19 protein-coding genes are annotated in these 24,036 nt (G+C 65.6%); 11 read left to right on the top strand and 8 right to left on the bottom strand.

The genetic code is table 11. The features are described from left to right. Window positions 1–139: 139 nt before the first annotated feature. On the top strand, window positions 140–3,538 hold the full coding sequence (locus U7114_RS11355) for a pyruvate carboxylase (protein WP_157238523.1): 3,399 nt from the start codon (window positions 140–142) through the stop codon (window positions 3,536–3,538). Between the two features lie 199 nt (window positions 3,539–3,737). Here U7114_RS11355 and U7114_RS11350 read toward each other — a convergent pair whose 3' ends face one another. After that, window positions 3,738–5,546 (bottom strand): AMP-dependent synthetase/ligase, encoded by a 1,809-nt coding sequence (locus tag U7114_RS11350; protein ID WP_323057399.1) that lies wholly within the window; start codon window positions 5,544–5,546, stop codon window positions 3,738–3,740. A gap of 188 nt (window positions 5,547–5,734) precedes the next feature. Here U7114_RS11350 and U7114_RS11345 point away from each other — a divergent pair, with 188 nt between their 5' ends. Next, window positions 5,735–6,829 carry an ROK family glucokinase gene (locus tag U7114_RS11345; RefSeq protein WP_157238521.1) on the top strand — a complete coding sequence of 365 codons (1,095 nt, stop codon included), beginning with the start codon at window positions 5,735–5,737 and terminating at the stop codon, window positions 6,827–6,829. On the opposite strand, the gene U7114_RS11340 is transcribed toward U7114_RS11345, so the two are convergent. The 3 genes from U7114_RS11340 to U7114_RS11330 are packed head-to-tail and all read right to left on the bottom strand — an operon-like array spanning window position 6,826 to window position 8,997. Further along, the gene (locus U7114_RS11340) at window positions 6,826–7,404 is read right to left on the bottom strand and encodes a hypothetical protein (RefSeq protein ID WP_321215913.1); all 579 of its coding nucleotides are present in this window, start codon (window positions 7,402–7,404) and stop codon (window positions 6,826–6,828) included. The genes U7114_RS11345 and U7114_RS11340 overlap by 4 nt on opposite strands. Beyond that, complete coding sequence (locus U7114_RS11335; RefSeq protein WP_321215914.1) at window positions 7,391–8,212, bottom strand: alpha/beta hydrolase; 822 nt, start codon at window positions 8,210–8,212, stop codon at window positions 7,391–7,393. The genes U7114_RS11340 and U7114_RS11335 overlap by 14 nt, the downstream gene beginning before the upstream one ends. Continuing rightward, the gene (locus tag U7114_RS11330; protein ID WP_323057398.1) at window positions 8,209–8,997 is read right to left on the bottom strand and encodes an alpha/beta hydrolase; all 789 of its coding nucleotides are present in this window, start codon (window positions 8,995–8,997) and stop codon (window positions 8,209–8,211) included. Before U7114_RS11330 ends, U7114_RS11335 begins: the two co-directional genes overlap by 4 nt. A gap of 111 nt (window positions 8,998–9,108) precedes the next feature. Between U7114_RS11330 and U7114_RS11325 the strand changes: the two genes are divergently transcribed. Beyond that, window positions 9,109–9,942, top strand: a complete 834-nt coding sequence (locus tag U7114_RS11325) for a lysophospholipid acyltransferase family protein (RefSeq protein ID WP_323057397.1) — start codon at window positions 9,109–9,111, stop codon at window positions 9,940–9,942. A 73-nt stretch (window positions 9,943–10,015) separates the two neighbouring features. Then, on the top strand, window positions 10,016–11,410 hold the full coding sequence (locus U7114_RS11320) for a class II 3-deoxy-7-phosphoheptulonate synthase (RefSeq protein WP_104997491.1): 1,395 nt from the start codon (window positions 10,016–10,018) through the stop codon (window positions 11,408–11,410). Window positions 11,411–11,457: 47 nt separating this feature from the next. On the opposite strand, the gene U7114_RS11315 is transcribed toward U7114_RS11320, so the two are convergent. Together U7114_RS11315 and U7114_RS11310 are read right to left on the bottom strand one after the other, a co-directional pair. Beyond that, window positions 11,458–13,587, bottom strand: a complete 2,130-nt coding sequence (locus tag U7114_RS11315) for a Stk1 family PASTA domain-containing Ser/Thr kinase (protein WP_323057396.1) — start codon at window positions 13,585–13,587, stop codon at window positions 11,458–11,460. A gap of 106 nt (window positions 13,588–13,693) precedes the next feature. Further along, complete coding sequence (locus U7114_RS11310; RefSeq protein WP_323057395.1) at window positions 13,694–15,097, bottom strand: LysM peptidoglycan-binding domain-containing protein; 1,404 nt, start codon at window positions 15,095–15,097, stop codon at window positions 13,694–13,696. Between the two features lie 243 nt (window positions 15,098–15,340). On the opposite strand from U7114_RS11310, the gene U7114_RS11305 reads away from it, so the two are divergent. Beyond that, window positions 15,341–15,694 (top strand): Rv2175c family DNA-binding protein, encoded by a 354-nt coding sequence (locus tag U7114_RS11305; protein ID WP_321215918.1) that lies wholly within the window; start codon window positions 15,341–15,343, stop codon window positions 15,692–15,694. A 66-nt stretch (window positions 15,695–15,760) separates the two neighbouring features. Here the strand turns inward: U7114_RS11305 and U7114_RS11300 are convergent, their stop codons facing one another. Both U7114_RS11300 and U7114_RS11295 read right to left on the bottom strand, forming a co-directional pair. Further along, window positions 15,761–16,855 (bottom strand): polyprenyl synthetase family protein, encoded by a 1,095-nt coding sequence (locus U7114_RS11300; protein ID WP_321215919.1) that lies wholly within the window; start codon window positions 16,853–16,855, stop codon window positions 15,761–15,763. After that, entirely contained in the window at window positions 16,852–17,379 is a 528-nt protein-coding gene (locus tag U7114_RS11295; RefSeq protein WP_323057394.1) for a hypothetical protein, read from the bottom strand. Before U7114_RS11295 ends, U7114_RS11300 begins: the two co-directional genes overlap by 4 nt. A gap of 75 nt (window positions 17,380–17,454) precedes the next feature. Here U7114_RS11295 and dinB point away from each other — a divergent pair, with 75 nt between their 5' ends. From dinB to U7114_RS11265, 6 genes are all read left to right on the top strand, one after another. Then, window positions 17,455–18,681, top strand: coding sequence for a DNA polymerase IV (gene dinB / locus U7114_RS11290; RefSeq protein WP_321215921.1), 1,227 nt, complete (start codon window positions 17,455–17,457; stop codon window positions 18,679–18,681). A 274-nt stretch (window positions 18,682–18,955) separates the two neighbouring features. Beyond that, window positions 18,956–19,333 (top strand): DUF3040 domain-containing protein, encoded by a 378-nt coding sequence (locus U7114_RS11285; protein WP_157238514.1) that lies wholly within the window; start codon window positions 18,956–18,958, stop codon window positions 19,331–19,333. A 408-nt stretch (window positions 19,334–19,741) separates the two neighbouring features. Continuing rightward, window positions 19,742–20,170, top strand: a complete 429-nt coding sequence (mraZ, locus tag U7114_RS11280) for a division/cell wall cluster transcriptional repressor MraZ (protein WP_009358613.1) — start codon at window positions 19,742–19,744, stop codon at window positions 20,168–20,170. 166 nt (window positions 20,171–20,336) lie between these two features. Further along, entirely contained in the window at window positions 20,337–21,329 is a 993-nt protein-coding gene (gene rsmH / locus U7114_RS11275; protein WP_323057393.1) for a 16S rRNA (cytosine(1402)-N(4))-methyltransferase RsmH, read from the top strand. After that, on the top strand, window positions 21,326–22,051 hold the full coding sequence (locus U7114_RS11270) for a hypothetical protein (protein WP_321215923.1): 726 nt from the start codon (window positions 21,326–21,328) through the stop codon (window positions 22,049–22,051). Before rsmH ends, U7114_RS11270 begins: the two co-directional genes overlap by 4 nt. A 48-nt stretch (window positions 22,052–22,099) precedes the next feature. Continuing rightward, window positions 22,100–23,896 carry a penicillin-binding protein 2 gene (locus U7114_RS11265; RefSeq protein WP_323057392.1) on the top strand — a complete coding sequence of 599 codons (1,797 nt, stop codon included), beginning with the start codon at window positions 22,100–22,102 and terminating at the stop codon, window positions 23,894–23,896. The last annotated feature ends 140 nt before the right edge of the window (window positions 23,897–24,036 follow it).

The following is a 24,036-nucleotide window of genomic DNA, read 5'->3' as shown; positions in this document are numbered from 1 at the left end:
GTTTCCGCCCGAGCCGGCAGAAGGCTTCGGGACATGACGGGGAAATTAGTGATGGTGGCCACAAAGATTTGTGTTTGTCCTTGTAGGTCCTAGACACTGTGACCACTCACCGATCCACCCGCAATGATGCAGGAGAAGTATGTTTTCCAAAGTTCTGGTGGCCAACCGCGGCGAAATCGCGATCAGGGCCTTCCGCGCCGGCTACGAGCTGGGCGCCAAGACGGTTGCCGTTTTCCCCCATGAAGACAGAAACTCGATCCACCGCCAGAAAGCGGACGAGGCCTACCTGATTGGCGAAGAGGGCCACCCCGTCCGAGCTTACCTGGACGTAGAAGAAGTAGTGCGGGTGGCAAAGGAGTCCGGTGCGGACGCCATCTACCCGGGCTACGGGTTCCTTTCCGAGAACCCGGACCTCGCCCGGGCCGCGAAGGCCGCGGGCATCACCTTTGTTGGTCCGCCTGCTGAGGTCCTTGAACTCGCGGGCAACAAGGTAGCGGCGCTGAAGGCAGCCCGCGACGCCGGCGTTCCCGTCCTGAAGTCCAGCGCGCCCTCCAAGGACCTGGACGAACTGATCGCTGCGGCCGACGAGATCGGGTTCCCCATCTTCGCCAAGGCAGTGGCCGGCGGCGGCGGCCGCGGCATGCGCCGGGTGGACACCCGTGAGGCCCTGCCCGAAGCCCTGCAGTCAGCCATGCGCGAGGCCGATGCCGCCTTCGGCGATCCCACCATGTTCCTGGAACAGGCCGTCCTGCGCCCGCGGCACATTGAGGTCCAGATCCTGGCCGATGCCGAGGGCAACGTCATGCACCTCTTCGAACGCGACTGCTCCATCCAGCGGCGCCACCAGAAGGTCATCGAGATCGCCCCGGCCCCCAACCTCGACGAGGGCATCCGGCAGGCGCTGTACCGGGATGCCGTCAAGTTCGCCAAGGCCCTGAACTACGTCAACGCCGGCACGGTGGAGTTCCTGGTGGACACGGTCGGGGAGCGCGCCGGCCAGCACGTCTTCATCGAGATGAACCCGCGCATCCAGGTGGAACACACGGTCACCGAGGAAGTCACCGACGTCGACCTGGTGCAGGCACAGATGCGGATCGCCGCCGGAGAAACACTCGCCGACCTCGGCCTCTCCCAGGACACCGTCAAGCTGCGTGGCGCGGCGCTGCAGAGCCGCATCACCACGGAAGACCCCGCCAACGGCTTCCGTCCGGACGTCGGAAAGATCACCGGCTACCGTTCCGCCGGCGGCGCGGGTGTGAGACTCGACGGCGGCACCGTTTACTCCGGTGCCGAAATCAGCCCCCATTTCGACTCCATGCTCGTCAAGCTCACCTGCCGCGGCAGGGACTACCCGTCCGCCGTCGCCCGTGCACGCCGGGCCCTGGCGGAATTCCGCATCCGCGGCGTCTCCACCAACATTTCCTTCCTGCAGGCAGTGCTTGACGATCCCGACTTCATCGCGGGGGACGTCGCCACCTCCTTCATTGACGAGCGCCCGCAGCTGCTCAAGGCCCGCGTCTCTGCGGACCGCGGCACCAAGCTCCTCACCTGGCTGGCCGAGGTCACGGTCAACAAGCCCAACGGCGAACTCAAGGTCCACTCCAACCCGGCCAGCAAGCTGCCGTCGGTCAAGGACAAACAGGCCGTTCCGGGCTCCCGGCAGAGGCTCCTCGAGCTGGGCCCCGAAGGCTTTGCCAAGGCGCTTCGCGAACAGAACGCGGTGGCCGTCACGGACACCACGTTCAGGGACGCCCACCAGTCGCTGCTGGCAACCCGCGTCCGCACCCGCGACCTGGTGGCGGCCGGACCCGCCGTCACCGCGCTGCTGCCGGAACTGCTGTCCGTTGAAGCCTGGGGCGGGGCCACCTATGACGTGGCGCTCCGGTTCCTCGGCGAAGACCCCTGGGACCGCCTCGCTGCGCTGCGCAAGGCGCTCCCCAACGTGTGTTTGCAGATGCTGCTCCGTGGCCGCAACACCGTGGGCTACACGCCGTACCCTGAAGAGGTGACCGAAGCCTTCGTGAACGAGGCTGCCGCCACCGGCATCGACATCTTCCGGATCTTCGACGCCTTGAACGACGTCAGCCAGATGGCCCCGGCCATCCGTGCGGTCCGGGCCACCGGCACCGCGGTGGCCGAGGTGGCACTCTGCTACACCGGGGACATGCTGGACCCGGAAGAGACGCTCTACACGCTTGACTACTACCTGGGTCTTGCCCAGAAGATCGTTGACGCCGGCGCCCACATCCTGGCAATCAAGGACATGGCCGGCCTGCTCCGTCCCGCCGCGGGAGCGAAACTCGTTTCAGCCCTCCGGGAACGCTTCGACCTGCCGGTGCACCTGCACACCCACGACACGGCAGGAGGCCAGCTGGCCACGCTGCTGGCCGCCGTGGATGCCGGTGTTGACGCTGTGGACGTCGCGTCGGCGTCGCTGGCAGGAACCACCAGCCAGCCCTCGGCCTCTGCCCTGGTGGCAGCCCTGGCGCACACTCCGCGGGACACGGGGCTCAGCCTGGCTGCGGTCAGTTCGCTGGAACCGTACTGGGAAGCGGTCCGCCGCGTATACGCACCGTTCGAGTCCGGACTTCCCGGCCCCACCGGTCGCGTCTACCAGCATGAGATCCCCGGCGGCCAGCTCTCCAACCTGCGCCAGCAGGCCATTGCGCTGGGACTGGGGGAGCGCTTCGAAGCCATCGAGGACATGTACACCGCGGCCGACCGCATCCTTGGGCACCTGGTCAAGGTGACGCCGTCCTCCAAGGTGGTGGGCGACCTCGCCCTGCACCTGGTGGGCTTGAACGCGGACCCGGCGGACTTCAACGAGAACCCGCAGAACTACGACATCCCGGATTCCGTGATCGGCTTCCTGTCCGGCGAGCTCGGCGATCCGCCAGGAGGCTGGCCGGAGCCCTTCCGCACCAAGGCCCTGCAGGGCCGCAGCGTGAAGGTCAGGGACGTGGAGCTCAGCCCCGAGGACAGCGCTGCCCTGAAGTCCGATTCCAAGACCCGCCAGCACACGCTGAACCGGCTGCTCTTCGATGGACCCACCAAGGACTACCTGAAGAGCGTCGAGACCTATGGCAACATCTCCGTCCTGGATACCCGCGACTACCTCTACGGCCTGCAGCGTGGCACTGAGCACGAGATCCAGCTGGAGAAGGGCGTGCGGCTGATCGCGTCGCTGGAAGCGGTATCCGAGGCGGACGAAAAGGGCATGCGCACCGTCATGTGTACCCTCAACGGCCAGTCCCGGCCCGTCGTGGTGAGGGACCGCTCCGTGGTCAGCAACGTGAAGGCTGCCGAAAAGGCAGACCCGGCCCAGCCCGGCCACGTGGCCGCACCGTTCGCGGGCGCCGTTACGGTGACGGTCAAGGCCGGCGACGAGGTCAAGGCAGGAGACACGGTAGCCACCATCGAGGCGATGAAGATGGAAGCATCCATTACGACGCCGGTGGCCGGCAAAGTCTCACGGCTCGCCATCTCATCCATCGAGCAGGTGGAGGGCGGGGACCTGCTGCTGGTGGTCGAGCAGTAGAGCCCGGACGCTCGATTAACAATTGAAGGGTCCTCCCCGTCGGGAGGACCCTTCCTTGTGGTGGGCTGCGGTTGAGGCAGGGCCCGATCCTCTGCGTGCTATTCCCCCCGCCCTGCTAAGGCCGCTTCGCGGCGAGCGGGGGCGCGGGGCCCCTTTTACGCACGCTGCCGGACCGGGCCCTGCCTCTTTGCGGCGCTTCCTACGGACGGGGCGAGCTGTACATCTCCTCGATGACAGTTTCGAAGTCCTTCATGACCTGGGCCCGCTTGACCTTCATGGACGGCGTCAGGTGCCCGGACGCTTCGGTGAAGTCGGCCGGCACGATGCGGAAGGACTTGATGGCCTCGGCCTGGGAAACCGACGCATTCGCGGCCGTGATCAGGTCCTGGACTGCCGCCTTGACTACCGGGTTCTTGGCGGCGTCCGCCAGGGAAGTGTCTGCCGGGAGGTTGTGCCGCTGCAGCCAGCCGGGCAGGGCTTCCTGGTCCAGCGTGACCAGGGCGCCGATGAACGGCCGGTTGTCGCCGACCACCAGCACCTGCGAGACCAGCGCATCGGCCCGGATCTGGTCCTCGAGCAGGGCGGGGATGACGTTCTTGCCGCCCGCGGTGACAATGATCTCCTTCTTGCGCCCGGTAATCCACACAAAGCCGTCGTCATCGAGCCGGCCGATGTCCCCGGTACGGAACCATCCGTCGTCGAACGTTTCGCCGGTGAGGTCGGGCCGCTTGTAGTAGCCGCGCATTACGCACACGCCCTTGGCGAGGATCTCGCCGTCCTCGGCGATCTTCACGGCATTTCCGGGCAGGGGCTTTCCCACGGACCCGATCTTGATCAGCGACGGGGTGTTCACCGTAATGGGTGCCGTGGTTTCCGTCAGGCCGTAGCCTTCAAGCACCTGCAGCCCGATGCCCTGGAAAAAGTGGCCCAGCCGCTCGCCCAGCGGGCCGCCGCCGGACACCGCATGGGCAACATGGCCGCCCATCGCGGCCCGCAGTTTGCCGTAGACCAGTTTGTCGAACAGTGCGTGGCGCAGCCTGAGGCCCAGGCCGACGCGGCCCTCCTGCCGTGCCTTGGAGAAGGCGATGGCGGTATCGGCTGCCTTATGGAAGATGGCTCCCTTGCCGGCGTCCTCCGCCTTGGTCATGGCAGAGTTGTAGACCTTTTCGAAGACCCGCGGCACCGCCAGGATGAAGGTGGGCTCGTAGCTCTGGAGGTCCGCCAGGAGGTTCTTGATATCCGGTGTGTGCGCCACGGTGGTGCCGGCAGCCATGGCCAGGACGGAGATGAAGCGGGCAAAGACGTGCGCCAGCGGGAGGAACATGATGGTCTTCGCGTTCTCGTGGACGATCTCGCCAATGATGGCCAGTGCGTTGTCGGAAAGCTCGACGAAGTTGCCGTGCGTCAGTTCGCAGCCCTTGGGCCTGCCTGTGGTGCCGGACGTGTAGATGATGGTGGCGGTATCACCCAGGGTGGCTGTTTTCCTCCGGGCTTCAAGATCCTCGTCGCTGACCTCCCGGCCGGCTTCGCGGAGGGCGTCAAGTCCCTCGCCTTCCAGCTGCCACACGTGCTGGAGGGATGCCAGGCCTTCCGCCGTTACCGCCTGGCGGATGATGTCCTCATGGTGGGCTGCCTCGCCGAAAGCGGCCACCGCGCCGGAGTCGCCCAGGTTCCAGGCCACCTGGGAGGGCGAGGAAGTTTCGTAGATGGGGACGGAGACGGCGCCGGCGAACCAGATTGCGAAATCCACCAGGGACCATTCGTACCGGGTGCGGGACATGATGCCCACGCGGTCGCCGGCACCCACTCCGCTGGCCATCAGCCCCTTTGCCAGTGCCCGGACGTCGGCCACGAAATCAGTGGCGGAAATGTCCTGCCAGGACCCGGAGGCGTCGCGCCGCGAAAAGAGTGCGGGGTTGCCGGCCTTGGCTGCCTGCCGCAGCACCAGATCGGTGATGTTGGTTTCCGGTGGGACTACAACAAGAGGCGGAACACTGAATTCGCGCACTATAGCTCCTTTGATATCCGAGGTCCCGCACGGGGGCATGCCTAAAGCCTAGTACGCCGGTGCGGGGCCGTGCAGTATATAAAGTTACTGGCCAGTAACTTTCCCGTCAACGACGCCGGAAGACACGCGGGCGGCATCCGTGGCTGCCGCGGGCTTCGGCGGAATATGCGCACCTAGAATGGGGGATTATGTATGTACCGCCCCCCGGCGAACAGGCCGGGCCCCTCAGAAGACCTGCCCCCTGGAGGCGCCGGCCCACCACTTCCAGGGCAAGGACGCGGCACGACGGCGAAGGCTTCCGTGAGCACCTGCGCCTCGGCCGCAAGGGCCTCGCCATTGGGATCGACATCGGCGGGACGAAGGTGGCCGCCGGCGTCGTTGATGCAGACGGCCGCATCCTCAGCGAGGCACGGCGTGCCACCCCCGGCAGCGATCCCCGGGCAGTGGAAAAGGTCATCGTGGAGTTGGTCGAGGAACTGGGCAAGGGGCACCGGATCTGGTCCGTGGGCATCGGCGCCGCAGGGTGGATGGACCTCGACGGCGGGACGGTGCTTTTCAGCCCCCACCTCGCCTGGCGCAATGAACCACTACGCGCCAACCTGCAGCGGCTCCTGCGCCGGCCGGTGCTCCTTTCCAACGACGCCGACGCCGCCGCGTGGGCGGAATGGCGCTTCGGTGCGGGCCAGGGGGAAGACCGGCTGGTCTGCATCACGCTGGGTACCGGCATCGGCGGTGCCATGGTGATGGACGGCAGGGTGGAGCGCGGCCGTTTCGGTGTGGCAGGGGAATTCGGGCACCAGATCATCATGCCGGGCGGGCACCGCTGCGAATGCGGAAACCGCGGCTGCTGGGAACAGTACGCCTCCGGGAATGCGCTGGGCCGGGAAGCAAGGATCCTGGCGCGGGCCAACTCCCCGGTGGCGCAGGACCTGATAGCGGCCGTGGGCGGGCGGACCGAGGCCATCACCGGTGCGATCGTGACGGAACTGGCGCTGGCAGGCGACCCGGTATCACGTGAATTGCTTGAGGAAGTAGGGGAGTGGCTCGGGCTGGGACTCGCCAACCTTGCTGCCGCCCTGGACCCGGGACTTTTCGTCATCGGCGGCGGCCTGTGCTCGGCAGGGGACCTGCTGGTGGAACCTGCCCGCAAAGCTTTCGCCCGCAACCTGACGGGCCGCGGTTTCAGGCCTGCCGCGGGGATCCAGCTGGCGGCCCTGGGGCCGAATGCCGGACTCATCGGTGCTGCCGATCTGTCCCGCGTCAGCAGCAGGACGCGCCGCTAGACGCGGGCGCCGTCGTCGTCCTCGTCCTTCTCCTGCGGAAGCTGCATGATCAGGTACACGGTTCCCAGCACGAACACGGCGACGATTCCCACGATTGCCAGGAGCGGCGCGGAGCGCCAGAACATCGCTGAGAACAGCAGCGCCACCGGTCCGCCCACGGCGGCGAGCCAGGCAAGCATGGTCAGCGGATCCGTACCGGCGAGGCTGGGTGGTTCCTCCGGGACGAACGCACCGTCTTCCCCGTCCACGTCATAGTCGCGTGGCCCGGCTGGAGCGTCTGCGTCTGCGCCTGTGCCTGCGTCGTCCCCGGCAGCCTGCCGTTCGGCCGCAGACATCTCGGCAGGTGCCGCGCCAGCCAGGCCCAAGGGATCGAAGTCCCGGAACGAGGCTGGCCGTCCACCCGCCGTCGAATCGTCCCGTGGAGCGGCGGCAGCGCCCGGATCGGTGCCGGCGCCGTTGGCGCTGCCGGTGCCTCCGGCGGGGGAATCGGCTTCCAGCCGGGCCACCAGGTCCAGCCAGACGGCGTCATCCTGGTTGGCGCCCTGGTCAGGGGAGCCCGGGTCAGGCCTGTTCATGGGACGCGACCTCCAGCGTTGAGGGCGCACTTGCCGTTGAACGCCCGGGAGCCCCGCCGGAAGCAACCGAGCGGATGAACTCAACGGATCCCTGAAAAATCCGGTCGGCATCATTGTCCAGGGTTGCCACATGGTAGCTGTTCTCAAGGTAGACCAGGTCCAGGGGAGCATGGGTGAGCCCGCGGCGGAGCGCCACGAGGCTTGAGTCGGACACCACGTGGTCAACCGTGGAGCGGAAGGCCTTGACCGGGGCCGTGATCCGGGGAAGGAGCCTGATGGTGTCCTTGAACATCTTGTTGACTTCGTGCGCCGCAGCAACCGGGGTCCGGGGGTAGGCGCCCTCGTCCATGCCTTCCTTGAGAATGTCGTTGGCGATGGCCGGCGTACTTTTCATCACCAGCTTCAGGATCCCGGCGATCGGTGCGCGCGGGTCATCGATGACCAGCCCCGGGTTGACCACGATCACGCCGGCCACGGGCCGGGTGGCCGCAATCCGCAGCGCCAGCGCCCCGCCCATGCTCAGCCCGGCCGCAAAGACATAGTCGCAGTCCGCATCCAGTTCAAGGTAGGCCTCGTCCAACGCCCTGTGCCATTCCTGCCACCGCGTCCGTGCGAGTTCCTGCCAGCTGGTGCCGTGGCCGGGCAGCAGGGGCATACGGACGGCGAAGCCGGCATCGGCCAGGCTCCGGGCCCAGGCGCGCAGTCCGTGCGGACTGGCGGTAAAGCCATGTGAGAGGACCACGCCGACGCGGGGCCCGTCGCCGATGGAACTGCTGCTGAACGGGCTGTGGTCCGGGCCGGAGGTCATGGGGTCTCCAATGAGGTCTTCTGGCGGGCGAGGGCGTGGAAGAAAGCGCTGGATTTTGCATGGATCTCCGGCGCGTCCACGTCCAGCGTAGCCACATGTCCGCTGCTGTGGAGGTCCACCACTTCAGCAAGGTTTCCGCCCAGGCCTTTTCGGAGCAGTGCCAGCGAAGTTTGCGGAACCACCGCGTCCGTGCGCGACTTGAACACCTGGACCGGGGCAGCCACCGTGGGCAGGCACCGCGCCGCCGCACCAAAAAGTCTCTTCAGTTCGTGCACTGCCGCCAGGGGAGTGCGTGAATAGTCGCCGTCATTGGTGGCTGCCGCCGTCGGCTGTTCCTCCTGGATAGGAAGGGTTGTCCGCTGGAAATACTTCAGTACGCCGATCACCCGGACCCGCCGGTCGTAGAAACTCAGGCCCGGGTTGACCACGGACACTCCGGCCACGTTGTGCCGGGAAGCGGTCAGCAGCGCTATGGCGCCGCCCATCGAGAGTCCGGCCACAAAGGTTGTGTCGGTCCGTCCTTCCAACTCCAGGTAGGCAGCCTCAAAGCTGCGGTACCAGTCGCCCCAGCGTGTCCCTGCCAGTTGGCGCCAGTCGGTTCCGTGGCCCGGCAGCAGGGGAACGGTGACCGCATAACCCTGCGAAGCGAGGTGCTCAGCCCACGGCAGCAGGCTGAGCGGGCTGCCGGTGAAGCCGTGGCAGATGGCCACACCGGTGCGTGCATTGGTTCCGTGGCCGGGATAGCTGAAAGCGGCAGGAGGGGACGGGGTGCTGCTTTCGCTCATGCCTCCATCGTGTCACTGTTCCGGACAAATCTCACTAGAGTAGGGTTGCATTGAACTGCTGGCCAGGCCCGACGCGGGGTCCGGGGGCCGCCTTCCGGAGAGGTTTCTCACGTGTTCTATTGGGTCATGAAGCGGATTTTCCTTGGTCCTGTGCTGAAGCTTCTTTTCCGCCCCTGGGTTAAGGGGCTGGACAATATTCCTGCCGAGGGCGCGGCCATTATCGCCTCCAACCACCTGTCGTTTTCCGATTCGATTTTCATGCCGCTGATGGTGCGGCGCCCCGTGGTCTTCCTGGCCAAATCGGAGTACTTCACCGGAACCGGGATCAAGGGCAGGCTGACCGCGCTGTTCTTCCGCCTGACCAACCAGTTGCCCATGGACCGGTCCGGCGGGGCTGCATCGGCCGCCTCGCTGAGTGCCGGAATGGAGGTCCTCAACCACGGCGGCCTGCTGGGCATCTACCCCGAGGGCACCCGGAGTCCGGACTCGAAGCTGTACAGGGGCAAGGTGGGCGTGGCCAGGCTCGCGCTGCAGGCCGGAGTTCCGGTGATTCCGGTGGCCATGATCGGCACGGACAAGGTGCAGCCCATCGGCAAGCGGCTGCCAAACATCCGCAGGATCGGCATGATCTTTGGTGAGCCGCTTGACTTCAGCCGGTATCGGGACCAGGCAGAGGACCGGGATATCCAGCGGAAAGTCACGGACCAGATCATGTTCGAACTGATGCGGCTCTCCGGGCAGGAATACGTGGATGAGTACGCCGCCGTCGTGAAGCTCCGGCTGGCGGGAAAGCCCCCCGAACCCGTGGCCGCCGCGGAACCCCTGGTGTCGCCGGCGCCTGCCGGGGCCGGGGCCGGGAGTCCGTCCGGCGATGCGGGCCCGGCGGAAGGCGCCGGAGGCCTCCGGAAAGCGGAGGACGACGGCGGGGCTGCCGCCAGGGAGTGAAGCGGTTGTGACGCGCCCGGGCGGGTGCGTGACGGTACGGTGTCCCGGGGCCCGGCGCGACCGTTAGTCTTAGATGGTGACTGAGCTATCTGCAAAACCCGCCTTTTCGCTGTCCAGCACCGCCCAGAGCGGAGCAGCCAACTATCCCGGACTCGACGACTGGCGGGACCTCCCCATTTCCCAGCAGCCCAGCTGGCAGGACCGGGACGTGTTTGAAGCCTCCGTGAAGGAGCTCTCCGTACTTCCTCCCCTGGTGTTCGCCGGCGAGGTGGACGTCCTCCGCGAACGCCTGGCTGCCGCTGCCCAGGGCAAGGCTTTCCTCCTGCAGGGCGGTGACTGCGCGGAGACCTTCGAGGCCGCGACGGCGGACAAGATCAGCGCGCGCGTCAAGACCATCCTCCAGATGGCTGTGGTGCTCACGTACGGTGCGGCCATGCCGGTCATCAAGATGGGCCGCATGGCGGGCCAGTTCGCCAAGCCCCGCTCCTCCAACGACGAAACCCGCGACGGCGTGACCTTGCCCGCCTACCGCGGCGACATCGTCAACGGGTACGACTTCACGCCGGAGTCCCGGGGCCACGACGCCTCGCGCATGCTCCGCGCCTACCACACGTCCGCTTCCACGCTGAACCTCATCCGCGCCTTCACCCAGGGCGGGTTCGCCGACCTGCGCTCGGTGCACCAGTGGAACAAGGGCTTCACCGAGAACCCGGCACACGCACGCTATGAGTCCCTGGCCCGCGACATTGACCGCGCCATCAAGTTCATGGCCTCCTGCGGCGCCGACTTTGAGGCGCTCAAGCGCGTCGAGTTCTTCGCCAGCCACGAAGCCCTGCTGCTGGACTACGAGCGCGCGCTGACCCGGATCGATTCCCGCACCGGATTCCCCTACGACACCTCCGCGCACTTCCTCTGGATCGGGGAGCGGACCCGCGAACTGGACCACGCGCACGTCGACTTCCTGTCGCGGGTGCGGAACCCCATCGGCGTGAAGCTGGGCCCGTCCACCACCGGCGACGATGCTCTCCGCCTGATTGACAAGCTTGACCCGGAGCGCGAACCCGGCCGGCTGACCTTCATCACCCGCATGGGTGCGGGCAACATCCGCGAGAAGCTGCCCGCCGTCGTCGAGAAGGTCACCGCGTCAGGCGCGCAGGTGCTCTGGGTTACCGACCCCATGCACGGCAACACCGTCACGTCCCCCAACGGGTACAAGACACGCAACTTCGACGACGTCATTGACGAAGTGCGCGGCTTCTTCGAAGTGCACCACGCCCTTGGCACCGTTCCCGGCGGCCTGCACGTTGAAATGACCGGCGACGACGTCGCGGAGTGCCTTGGCGGCGCCGACCCGGTGGACCAGGACGCCTTCCTGGACCGCTACGAGTCAGTCTGCGATCCGCGGCTGAACCACATGCAGTCGCTGGAAATGGCGTTCCTGGTGGCCGGCGCCCTCGCCAAGCACTAGGCGGCGCGCACTTCCCACGTGAACGGTGGTGCGGCCGGCAGGTCCGGCTACACCACCGTCAGGGTAACGACTGATCCCTCCGGAACCTCCTTGTTAACCGGATCCTGGTCCCGGACCGTGCCGAAGAAGCCGCCCAGGATATTGTTCACGCGTACCTGGAAGCCCAGGCCCTCCAAGGCCTTCCGGGCATCAGCGGCCTGCTTGCCGATGAAGCTGGGCACCTGCACCATCCGGGGTCCCTTGGAAATGGTCAGCGTGACGGTGCCGCCGCGGGTAAGCGTTCCGGTAGCCGGAGCCTGGCTGACAACCGCGCCCTTCGGGACGTCCCTGCTGAACACTTCCTCGCGCGCAACCTCAGCCGTGAGGCCGGCCTCCTCGATGGCATCAACGGCATCCTTCTCGTCCTGGCCCACCACCGAAGGGACAGGAATGGGCTCGGGACCCTTTGAAACCACCAGGCTGACGGGCGTGCCATGCCGGACGGCCGTACCGGGAGCGGGGTCCTGGGACAGGACTGTGCCGGCAGGGACCTTCTCATGAAACTGTTCCGTCACCGGGCCGAGCGCCATTTCCGCCGCGTTGAGGCCAGTCTTGGCCTGCTCCAAGGTGCCGCCGTCCAGCTTCGGCAGCGGGAACAGCTGGGGACCCTTGGAAACAAGTAGCGAGACCGGCTGGAACTTGCGGATTTCGGCGCCCGCCGCGGGTTCGCTGCCCACCACGAGGCCTGAGGGCACGTCGTCGTCGAAAATGTCCTTGGTGGTGGACCGGAACCCGGCCTCGTCCAGGAGCTGCTGTGCCTGCGCCACTGTCTTGTTGGCCACGGAAGGGATGGTGGCGGCGGCGCCCGGGCCCATGCCGAAGAACCAGCCCGCCCCGGTTGCCAGGAGGGCAGCAATCAGCAGGACAACTATCCACAGGATTCCCCGGCGGCGCGGGCTGCCCTCACGCAGCGTACGGGCCGGGGTGGCGGCCGCACGGGCCCGTGCCCTCTCGTCCTCCTTGTCCGCCTTGCGCTGGGCGCGCTTGCCCAGCGTCGGAGGCGGTGGAGACCACGGCTCGACATCGTCGCCGGGCGGTGTGAGGGTGTGCCGGGCAGCTTCGGGTTGGGCAGGACCGGCGTAACGAGGCTGGCCCTGTGACGGCGGGTAGGCGGGCGCAGCCGGCTTGCCGAACGGCATCACAGTTGTTGGATTGTTGGCCCGGCCGATTACCTCTGTGGGGTTCTGGTGGCCAGGATCCTGGAACCGCCCGGGATCGGTGGGCGGTGCGGGAACCTGGGAGTGGGCCATGGCGCCTCCGGCCGCAGCCGCCGGCGGATGCAGGTCCAGCTCCGCATCGGTGAGGTTGGTCCGGATATGCCGAAGCTCCTGGAGCAGCGCGTTCCCGTCCACGGGCCGGTTTTCCGGATCATTGGAGGTGCACCACTGCACCAGCTCGTCCACTTCAGCAGCCAGTCCGGGAACCAGGGCCGAAGGCGGTCCCACTGTCCCGTTCACATGCTGGTACGCCACCTGGATGGGGACATCGCCGTTAAACGGCTGCTGCCCCGTGAGCATTTCGAACAGCATGATGCCCACGGAGTAGATGTCGCTGCGCGCGTCCGCCGGCTTTCCAAGGACGAGCTCAGGGGGGAGGTACGCAACTGTTCCGAGCAGGGCGCCGGTGCTCGTGGAAGTGGTGACGGCGCGTGCCAGCCCGAAATCTCCAATTTTGATCCGTCCATCGTCGGAAATCAGGACGTTTTCCGGCTTGACGTCACGATGGATGAAGCCGGCGGCATGCGCAGCGCCTAGTCCTTCAACCACCGGGTCGATCAGCGCGAGGGCAAGTCGGGGCGGCAGCGCACCCTTCTCGGCGATGACGTCACGAAGGGTGTGGCCCCTGATGTATTCCATGACCAGATACGCAGTACGGCCGTCGTTCCCCTGGTCGAGCACCCCCACCACATGGGGGTGGGACAACCTGGCTGCCGCCTTCGCCTCCCGCCCCAGCCTGCCCAGGAAATTCTCGTCTGCCGAAAGGTGCGGATGCAGCACCTTGAGCGCCACGTCCCGTTCCAACCGCTGGTCCGTGGCCAGGTAGACAGTGGACATTCCGCCCCGCGCAAGCTTGGACCTGACGGCATACCGGTTGTCCACCAGTGTCCCAACAAGGGGGTCTGACACGTGTTCCTGCACCCTTCGATCCTAGTCCCCGCAATGAAACGGGCCCGAACCGTTGCCGGTCCGGACCCAAGTCAAATCTTCCTGCGAGCCGGCTGCGGGTGGTGCCGGGCGGTGCAGGTCAGCCGAAGTTCTTCTGGTGGGCCTTGATGGCGGCGACGTAGGCCTTGGTGTCGTCGTACATCCCGTATTTGCTCACTGAGTATTGGCCCTGGTAGTAGCCCGCAATGGCAGTGTCCGTGTCCTTGCTGGTGGCGAGGAGACGGCGGATGATGGCGACGCCGGCCGTTGCATTGTCGTAGGGGTCCAGGAGGTTCAGCTTGCGCCCCACCAGATCCGATGCCCACTGCCCGGAGCTCGGGATGACCTGCATGGTTCCGATGGCGTTCGCCGGAGACACTGCGCGCTGGTCAAACCCGGATTCCTGGTGCGCAAATGCAAGGGCGAGCGAGGGTTCCACGCCCATCCTGCGCGCGGTGTCAGCCACGATGTTCCGCATTTCGCTGCGGGAGGGCACCGGAGAGGCGTTCAACAGGGCTTTGTTCTCGTTGGCCGAGCTGACCACCGCAGAAGGGTAACTGAATCCGAGGAATGAACTTGGGACGAGGGGCGTCACTGAGGCAGCCGGCTGCGGGGCCGCCGGCTGGGCCGAGGCTCCAGGGATGGCCAGTTTGTTGCCCGGGTAGATGACACTGGTCATGCTCAGGCGGTTGGCAGAGAGCAGTTCGGAGAGTTTTACGCCGTGGCGCGTGGCGATGGCCGAAAGGGTATCTCCGGCTTTCACCGTGTAGGAGCCGGAAGCCGGCGCCGGAGCCGGAGCCGCCGGTACCGGCGCAGCCGGCGCGGACGTTGAGGCCAGGCCTGCCGAAGCAGGAGCGGCAGCGGGGGCCGGGGCAGTTTCGCCGGCGCCCACCTTGATCTTCTGGCCCGGGTAGATGATGGAGCGCATGCTGAGGTTGTTCCAGGCAAATACGTCAGCCAGGCCCACGTTATGCCGGGCCGCAATGGCGCCCAGCGTGTCGCCTGCCTTGACGGTATAGGTGGCACCGGATGCCGCGGCGGGAGCGGGAGCGGCAGGTGCAGGAGCGGCAGCGGGGGCGGCCGGCGCAGCGGCTGAGCCTGAGAGCTTGATCTTCTGGCCCGGGTAAATGATGGTGTTCGGCTGGAGGTTGTTCAGTTTCAGGATGTCAGCGGTGTTGAGGCCGAACTTTCCAGCGATCGCACTGATGGTATCGCCGCGCGCAATGGTGTACTCGGCGGGCGCCTGCGGCTGGGTAGGCCTAAAGGCGGCCGGGATGGCAGTGGACACGGCGGAGGCGGGGATGACCGCCGCAGTGGCTTTTGCAGCCTGGGCTTTCATGGCTGCGGCAAGCGTTCCCGGGATGGCACGGACTGGTTGCACGGCTGCAGCGGGCTGGGCCAAGGCCAAGGATGACAATACAACCGCTGGCAACGCCGCAGTGGTGGCAGCAAGCATTGGCAGGCTCGGCTTGGGGGGCTGCTTGTGCGAGCGGGACATCGTCATGGAAAGAATCCTCTTCTCAACTGCGGGCGCGGGCGGGGGTGCCGCTGTCATTTCTCGATACTACTGTTACTGCTGTTAATTTTGTTACGTATGTGGTCAATGAGAATCTCTCACGGATTTCGAAATAGCACAAGAATTCCGGGAATGGCCGCAAGGAAGAATTCCGGGTGTGTCTGCAGGTCAGGAGCGCCCTATAGGGGTATCGACTAGGCGGCAGGGCGCACAGCGTGGCAACCTTGATCCGTGAGTAATGTAGAAGAGCTTGTGGGCGAATGGTTGCCCCTACCCGACGTCGCCCGTTTATTGGATGTTTCCATCACCAGGGTTCACAGCCTGCTTGATGAGCGTGCCCTTGCGGCATTGCGTGTCGGGGAACGAAGAATCCGTTCCGTGCCGGCCGAGTTTATCCAGGACGGCCAGGTTGTAGACAGCCTCAAGGGCACGATTGTTGTCCTGGCTGACGCCGGGTATTCCGATGAGGACCTGATCGTTTGGCTTTTTACCCCGGATGAATCGCTGCGGGGACGGCCCATTGACGCCCTGCGCGAGGGCCGCAAAACGGAAATCAGGCGACGGGCCCAAACCCTCGCCTGGTAAACCACTGGCCGGGGATGTTCGGCAACACCAAAAGCCCGCCATCCCCGGCCAACAAAGCGTGGTTGCTCAGGAGGCGCGGCTGACTGTAGCTTCAGCCAGCCTCCGCAGGGCGGTTTTCGGCAGTTCGTCCAGGGGGAGCGATTCAAGCGCCTCGAATGCGGCCGCCCCAAATTCATTGATGAGGACTTCGGTGGCCGCCAACGCACCGGATTCCTCGATAATGCGCCGGAGTTCAAGGATGTCCTCTTCGGAGAGGTCCGGGCTGCCAAGCCTGGCATCGATGAAGGCAGACTCGGCTGCCGATGCCTGGTCCAGCGCCAGGGCAACCAGCACAGTGCGCTTTCCTTCCCGCAAATCGTCCCCGGCAGGCTTGCCGGTTGTCAGCGGATCACCGAAGACACCCAGCACGTCGTCCCGGAGTTGGAAGGCTTCGCCCAAGGGCAACGCAAAAGCGGAGTAGCCGCGGAGCAGCTCATCCGAGGCTCCTGCCAATGCTCCACCCAGGGCCAGTGGATGCTCCGTGGAGTATTTTGCGGACTTGAACCGGATGATGGACTGTGCGCGGGTCACGGCCCCGGCCCGGTCCCTTACCGGACCGGCAACTTCTTCCAGGATGTCCAGGTACTGGCCGGCCATCACCTCCGCCCGCATGAGGTTGAAAATCAGCCTGGCCCTGGTGCCGGCGGCTGCCCGCTCGCCAATGTCCGTGAACGCCTCTTCGCTGAAGGAGAGGCACAGGTCACCTGTCAGGATTGCCGCCGCGTGCCCGAACCGTTCGCTGTCCAGCGCCCAGCCCCGCGACCCGTGCAGTTCGCTGAAACGGCGGTGGACGCTTGGGCCGCCCCGCCTGGTATCCGACCGGTCGATGATGTCGTCGTGGATCAGGGCCGCCGCCTGGAACAATTCCAGTGCGGCGCCTGCGGTCACCACCTGTTGTGCGGCGGGCTGTCCGCCCGCGCCTCGCCAGCCCCAGTAGCACATCAGCGCGCGCAGGCGCTTACCGCCCGTGACCAGGTTGGAGATGGAACCCATAAGGGGTTCGATATCCGGAGAGATGCCGGACATGATGGCCTGCCGGGAGGTGAGGAACCCCGTCAGCTCGCCGGCAACCGCCGCAACGAAGTCTGCCTGTTCATTCCTCAGCTGTTCCGCTGCCGTCACTTGGCGGACTCAGCTGCCACGTTGGCGCCGATGGTGAATGTGGCAACGCCCGAAGCTTCAACCACCGAGAGGTTGACCGTTTCGTTGTCCCCGCGGACAAAGTCCTTGGACGCCACTGCTCCCACGGCTTCGCCAGGAACTGCCTTGAAGCCCTGCCCTTCAAGGGCCTTGGTGTAATAGTCCACAACCGCAGCGGTGGGGGCTGCGATGCTTCCCACCAGGGCGGCAGTGGCGGGGGCTGACGCCTTGTCAAAACTGCTCGATACCACCTTGGCTCCCGGCATAAGGGGAAGGAGCTGCTGCGGGAAGCCCTCCACCACCGCCCCGACGGTCGCCGAGGTATTGGGCGACGCGGAGGGGCTGGGGGAAGCTGTGATGGTTGATCCGGCAGTTCCCGGAGTCGAAGCGGAGGCAGAAGGATCCGGGGCTGCTGACGGAGTCGGGCTGCAGGCTGCAAGCAGCAAAGCCGCGCCGGCAGCGAATACTGCCAACCCTGCTGGCTTAAGGTTTCCAAAGACCGTCACAGGGACATTCCTCCTGGTGTTGATGCCGGATTCAGCCTCCAGTTTAGTCAGTACAAAACGGATAGGATTGCAGCCGTGGGGCCCGAAGGTAAGAACCAGCCGCCCGGAGCGCGCCTTCCGGGACGCAGGCGCAAGTGCATCATGCACGTGGACATGGATGCCTTCTATGTCTCGGTGGAGCTGAGGACCCGTCCTGAACTCATGGGCAGGCCCGTCATCGTCGGGTTCCCCGCGGACCGTTCCGTGGTCCTCTCAGCCTCCTACGAAGCCAGGGCATTCGGCGTGAAGTCGGCCATGCCGATGGCCGTGGCCGCCCGCATGTGCCCCCACGCGGTCATCATCGAACCGCGCCACAAGCTGTACTACGAAGTGTCCGCCCAGCTGATGGGCATTTTCGAATCCATTACGGAGCTCGTCGAACCCCTCAGCGTCGATGAGGCCTTCCTCGACGTCACCGGCGCCATCAGACGCCTGGGTGCGCCGAAGGGAATTGGGGAAATGATCCGGCGGCAGGTTAGCTCTGAGCTGGGCATCACGGCGTCGGTGGGGATAGCGGAATCAAAATTCGTGGCGAAAATTGCCTCCACCCGCTGCAAGCCGGACGGACTGCTCATGATCGCGCCCGATGAGACCGTGCCGTATCTTCATAGCCTGCCGGTCGGCGCCCTGTGGGGAGTAGGTGCCAAGACGGCGGAGGTGCTCGCGAGGATGGGCATCAGGACCGTTGCGGACGTGGCGGCAACGCCGGTCTCTTCCCTGAAGAAGATGCTGGGCGCCACGGGGGAGCACGTCCACCAGCTTTCCTGGGGCATAGACCCCCGGCCCGTCACCCCGGTCCGGCTGGAGAAGAGTATCGGGGCGGAAGAAACGTTTGCCGTTGACACCGCCGACGACGCCCTGCTCCACCGGGAACTGCTGCGCCTCTCCCACCGCACGGCCGCGCGCCTGAGGAGTTCAGGCATGGTGGCCCGGACCGTCGCCCTGAAGCTCCGGTTCGCGGACTTCTCCACCATCACGCGCAGCAGGACGGTCCAGACTCCCGTGGACAGCGCCCAGCTGATCTACGCAGTCGCCCTGCAGCTGCTCGAGTCCGTGGGGGACAGGGCAATGACCGTTCGGCTTGTGGGGGTGCGCGCCGAGCAGCTCGAAGACGCTGCCCGGACCTCGCTTCAGCTCAGCATCGACCGGCGGGACGACAACTGGCGGGCGGCTGAGCAGGCACTCGACGAAGTGGCACGCAAATTCGGCAGCAAGTCCGTCCTTCCCGCCCGCCTCATGGAGCCCGGAAACACCCCCGAATAACGGCCGCCGGAAGCCTTGGCGGGGCCGCCGCCAAAGTCTTTTCCGTCTTTCAGAACAGCCCTCGACAAACTATCCTTAGATATACATAGTTTTCGAGTGACTGGACTTACTGCCGGACCCTCTTGGACATGCTCCCGCTCCTGCGACGGCATGCCGGGTTACCGATTTCCGCTTTTGCCGGCGGAGCGGGAACCTCTTAGGCATAACAGCCGTTAAGGGTGCAGAAGTAGTGGCTGGGATCAGCCCGGACGTTGGCCTACAAAAGGAGGTCGTGATGCCGCTGTCGGAGCACGAACAGAAGCTGCTTGAGCAGCTGGAGAAGCAGCTTCACGAGGACGACCCGAAGTTCGCGAATTCCATGGGTTCAGACCCGGGGCGTTCATGGTCCACGAGGCACGTGGTGATTGGCGTCCTCTGCGCCCTGGCTGGCGTCTTCCTGCTACTCGTGGGTGTCACTCTCCAAAACATCTTCGTCGGAGTCCTGGGCTTTGTGGTGATGGGCGGCGGCGTCTATTTCGCCACCATGCGGAGCAGTTCGGCCGGGGCGAAGCCGGGATCCAAGGCCGGCGGCCGAAAGCCGGGGAAGTCCAGGAGTTCCTTTATGAGCAGCCTTGAGGAACGGTGGGATGAAAGGCGCAGGGGAGAACCCTAAACGCCTCCCGCCGAATTACTCCCGGCACCTCCACTTCGCTCCCTGTTGGAGGGGGCAGGCGAAAAGACCCGCACTTTGCGGGTCTTTCCGCATTTAAAACGCGCCCGATAAATACGGCCGGAATTGAAGAACGTCGTGGATGCGGCGCATGCCGGGCGATCACCAGCAGTTTTGCCGGCAGGTGATGCCGGCGCCAGGAACTTGCCGTCAGCCCGTGGGGCAAAAGTCCTCCACTTTCCACCACCGGCAGGAATCCCTGCAATTCCGGCGTTCTTTTCCCATAAATAACCTGCCATCGGGCCGCGTTCGCGTTGACTGTGGGGGAAAGTGGAGTAATGTGGAGGACATAAGAGGGTGGTTGCAACATAGGGGATGTGCAGTTCCTGACAGCGGACAGGCGGTGGGCCAGTGTTTCTGGGCACTCACTCGCCACGTCTGGATGAAAAGGGACGGATCATTCTCCCCGCCAAGTTCCGGGAGGAACTTGCCAGCGGGCTGGTGCTCACAAGGGGCCAGGAACGTTGCATCTACGTCTTCAGCGAGAAGGAATTTGCGCGGGTCCACGAGCAAATGCGGGAGGCGCCAATCTCCTCTAAGCAGGCACGCGACTATATCCGCGTCTTTCTCTCTGGAGCCTCTGACGAGGTACCTGACAAGCAGGGGCGCGTTACCATTCCACCCGCGCTCCGGGAATACGCAGGCCTCGGCAGGGAACTCGCCGTGATAGGCGCCGGATCCCGGGCCGAGATCTGGGACGCCCAGGCTTGGAATGAATACCTCGCGGAGAAGGAAACAGCCTTCTCTGAAACTGATGACCCCATTCCGGGCATTCTCTGACCGGAACAGGACAGCAGGCAGCTTCTTGGATGAGATCTCCAGCCGCCCATCGGCTGGCCATCCTGGCTCACTTCCCCGGAGCCAGGCTGGCGGACGATAGGCGCGGATGGGGATCTGGTCCCAGAAGCCACCACAAGGTGACACCAACGGCGAGAAAGGACGAGGCATGAACGAACACCCCAAGCCAACGTCCGAACGCCATGTGCCGGTCCTGCGGGACCGGTGCATCAATTTGTTGGCACCTGGATTCGAGGCGGCCAGGCTCCGCGGCGAAACGCCGGTGGCCGTCGACGCGACCCTGGGCATGGGCGGCCACTCCGAGGCCATGCTGCAGCGCTTTCCGGACCTGCACCTCATCGGCATAGACAGGGACGAGGAAGCACTCGCCCTCGCCGGGGAGAGGCTGGCCCCTTTCGCCGCCCGCACGGACCTGGTGCACGCCGTTTACGACGAGATAGCGGACGTCCTGGCGGACCTGGGCGTCGCTGAAGTCCACGGAATCCTGATGGACCTCGGAGTGTCATCCCTCCAGTTGGACGAACGCGAACGCGGCTTCGCCTACTCCTTCGACGCCCCGCTGGACATGCGGATGGACACCAGCCGTGGGCAGACCGCGGCAGACGTAGTAAACAACTACAGCGAAGAGGAACTCGTCCGGATCATCCGGAAGTGGGGCGAGGAGAAGTTCGCCGGCCGGATCGCCAACAGGATTGTCACCGCCCGTGCCACCAAGCCCTTCACCACCACCGGAGAACTCGTGGAGCAGATCCGGGCGGTAGTTCCGGCAGCGGCGGCCAAGTCCGGCGGGCACCCCGCCAAGCGCACTTTCCAGGCGCTGCGGATCGAAGTGAACGAAGAACTCGACGTCCTTGAACGCGCCGTGCCTGCCGCCGTCGACTCCTTGGCCCTGGGCGGGCGCATCGTGGTCATGTCCTACCACTCCCTCGAGGACAAGATCGTCAAGAGCGTCCTGCAGGCACGTTCCAAATCCTCAGCTCCGCTCGGGTTCCCGGTGGAGCTGGAAGAACACAAGGCCGAACTTAAGACCCTGACCAAAGGCACCGAGGTGCCCACCGCCGTCGAGATCGCCGAAAACCCGCGCGCTGCATCAGCAAGGCTGCGCGCGGCGGAACGAATCAGAGCCAGGAGAGCTGCATGAGCACCGCTGCCGTCAAGAACTTTCCCGCCGCGTCCGGCAGTTCGGCGGCCGGCAGGGCCCTTCCGGCACACACCCCCGCGGACGGCCGGAAGGGCCGGACTCCGCTGTCAGTGGTGCGCACCGTACCCCGCAAGCGCCGCGCACCATTCGTAGTGCTCTGCTTCGCCCTGCTTGCCGTGGCCCTGGTGGCCGTGCTGGTGTTGAACATCTCCGTGTCCACCGCGCAGTACCAGCTGGTGGAGCTGCGGGCACGGCAGAGCACGCTGACCAAGCAGAACCAGGACCTCACCCAGCAGGTGCAGAACTTCGAAGCGCCCCAGAACCTGGCGGCCAAAGCTTCGGAGCTCGGTATGGTGGCCTCCACGGTCAAGGGCCAGATCGACCTGTCCACCCTGACGGTCACGGGCAAGGCGACACCGGCAGTTAAGGGCGGTCCCGCCGGGGCCGTTATTCCCGCACCTGCCGTGGCAGGGCAGCTGATTGTGGTTCCGCCGGCAACCAGGGGTGAACCGCTGGCAAGCCGCAAACCGGCAGAGGCGGGAGCCCAGGGTGCTGCAGCGGCTGATGCTGCGGGCTCCAAAGCAGCGACCCCGGATGCGGCCACGCCTGCCGGTCCACCTGCCGGCCTTCCCGCAGCGGCGGCTGCCGCAGCGGCTGCTGCAGCAGTGGAGCTCCACGGCGGATCCGTCCCCGCACCCGAGCAGAAGGTGCCCGGGCAGTAAAACGGCAGGTCTGACAGGCAGCAGGGTCGAGCAGCAAGGAATTTCACGGTGGCGCAGAGGTCCGGCAAGGCAGTCAACAGCAAGGTGCCCAATGCCACCAAGCGCTTGCGCCTGGGGCTTGGCATCATGCTGACGCTCCTGTTGGTGGTGGGCGGCAAACTCTTCCTCGTCCAGGGGCTCGATGTAGGGGGCATGGCGGAAGCCGCCCTCAACAGCCGGATGAAACAGACCGTCCTGCCGGCGGAACGGGGCAGCATCCTGGACTCCCGGGGCACCGTGCTGGCCAACAGCGTGATCCGCTACAACGTGGTGGTGGACCAGCGGGTCAACACAAAAACGGAGACTTTCAAGCGCCTGGACGACGCCAAGGAGAAACTGGTTGATGTCAGCCGGGAACAGGGGCTGACGGAACTGGCGGCTGCCCTGGGCATGGAGAAGGACGCCATCCGCGAGGCCGTCACCGGGCAGCAGCCGTATTACATCGTGGCCAAGGACGTAAAGCCCGATGTCGAGGACCGCATCTCGCAGCTCCAGATTCCCGGCATCGTGACCGAAGGCATCAGCAAGCGCGTCTATCCCAACGGGTCGGTTGCCGGCGGGATCATCGGCTTCCTCCAGGACGGCACCACCGGCCAGGCCGGCATTGAACAGACCCAGGACGAACTCCTGAAGGGCTCGGACGGCAAACGGCTCTTTGAGATCGGTGCGGACGGCCTGCGGATCCCCGTGGGGGTTGACGAACTGACGCCCCCGCAGGACGGGAAGGACGTCAAGCTCACCCTCAACTCGGACCTCCAGTACTTCGCCCAGCAGGCGATCCAGAGCCAGTCCGACAAACTGGGCGCCGAGTGGGGCGTCATCATCGTGATGGACGTCAAGACGGGCAACCTGGTTGCCATGGCCGACACCAATTCGCCGGATCCGAATGACCCTGGCCGGGTAGCGGCCAAGGACCGCGGCGTCCGTGCCGTTACGGCCGCCTACGAGCCCGGTTCGGTTGAGAAGATGATGACGGCGGCGGCGCTCATCGAAGAGGGCAAAGCCAAGCCGCTGGACACGTTCACCCTCGGACCCACCTACACGGTGGACGGGCAGACCTTCAGCGACTCCTTTGCCCATGGAACCGAGGAGCGGACCCTGGCCGGCATCCTGGGCTATTCGATGAACACCGGCACCGTCATGGCCGGGCAGCGCCTGAGCAAGGAACAGCGCTACGACTGGCTGAAGAAGTTCGGGGTGGGCGAAGCCCCGGACATCGGACTGCCGGCCACTGCCTCCGGCATCCTGACGCCCTGGGAACAGTGGGACGGCCGGCAGGAATATACAGTCCTGTTCGGGCAGGGGGTTTCGCAGTCCACCCTGCAGACAGTGCGCGCGTTCCAGTCCATCGCGAACAATGGCGTGATGCTCCAGCCCCGCCTGATCGACTCCTATGTCTCCGCTGACGGAACAGAGGAAAAGGTTCCGGCCGCGGAGCCGCGGCAGATCGTTTCCGAGGACACCGCCCAGCAGGTCCAGGACATCCTCGAAAGCGCAGTCACCGAGGGCCAGATCAAGGACGCGGCCATCGACGGGTACCGGGTGGGAGCCAAGACGGGCACCTCCGAGTCTCCCTGCGACGACGGCAAGTCCGGGTTCTGCGGCTACACGGCCTCAATGGTGGGCATGGCACCCATGGATGATCCGCGGTTTATTGTGGAGGTGGTACTCCAGCGGCCCAAGGGCAGCATCTACGGGATTACCAACGGGCCGGTCTTCCGGTCGGTCATGAGCCAGGCACTGCGGACCTACAACGTCCAGCCGTCCACGGGCGAGCCGGCCAGACTGCCCCAGTTCGCCAAGTAACACCCCGGCAGCATCCGGAGCAGCCGCCGCTGCTACGGTTCATCCATGCCGGACACGGTCCACTAGCACCATCGGAGATCCCTTGTCAGAGTTCAACCCGTCCCACCATCATGCAGCCCCGCAGGGACAAGCCCCGCAGG

The sequence above is a fragment of the Pseudarthrobacter sp. C1 genome, assembly GCF_034720455.1.
Taxonomy (GTDB): Bacteria; Actinomycetota; Actinomycetes; order Actinomycetales; family Micrococcaceae; genus Arthrobacter.
The sequence above is the reverse complement of the archived record's forward strand: the minus strand, read 5'-3'. Positions and strand labels throughout refer to the sequence as shown.

Excerpts from the sequence above, each read along its gene's own strand:
- U7114_RS11320 (WP_104997491.1), top strand. The coding sequence starts at position 10,016 with ATGGTGACTGAGCTATCTGCAAAACCCGCCTTTTCGCTGTCCAGCACC.
- U7114_RS11340 (WP_321215913.1), bottom strand. The coding sequence starts at position 7,404 with ATGAACAGGCCTGACCCGGGCTCCCCTGACCAGGGCGCCAACCAGGAT.
- U7114_RS11345 (WP_157238521.1), top strand. The coding sequence starts at position 5,735 with ATGTATGTACCGCCCCCCGGCGAACAGGCCGGGCCCCTCAGAAGACCT.
- U7114_RS11310 (WP_323057395.1), bottom strand. The coding sequence starts at position 15,097 with ATGACGATGTCCCGCTCGCACAAGCAGCCCCCCAAGCCGAGCCTGCCA.
- U7114_RS11330 (WP_323057398.1), bottom strand. The coding sequence starts at position 8,997 with ATGAGCGAAAGCAGCACCCCGTCCCCTCCTGCCGCTTTCAGCTATCCC.
- U7114_RS11270 (WP_321215923.1), top strand. The coding sequence starts at position 21,326 with ATGAGCACCGCTGCCGTCAAGAACTTTCCCGCCGCGTCCGGCAGTTCG.
- U7114_RS11335 (WP_321215914.1), bottom strand. The coding sequence starts at position 8,212 with ATGACCTCCGGCCCGGACCACAGCCCGTTCAGCAGCAGTTCCATCGGC.
- U7114_RS11285 (WP_157238514.1), top strand. The coding sequence starts at position 18,956 with ATGCCGCTGTCGGAGCACGAACAGAAGCTGCTTGAGCAGCTGGAGAAG.
- U7114_RS11355 (WP_157238523.1), top strand. The coding sequence starts at position 140 with ATGTTTTCCAAAGTTCTGGTGGCCAACCGCGGCGAAATCGCGATCAGG.
- rsmH (WP_323057393.1), top strand. The coding sequence starts at position 20,337 with ATGAACGAACACCCCAAGCCAACGTCCGAACGCCATGTGCCGGTCCTG.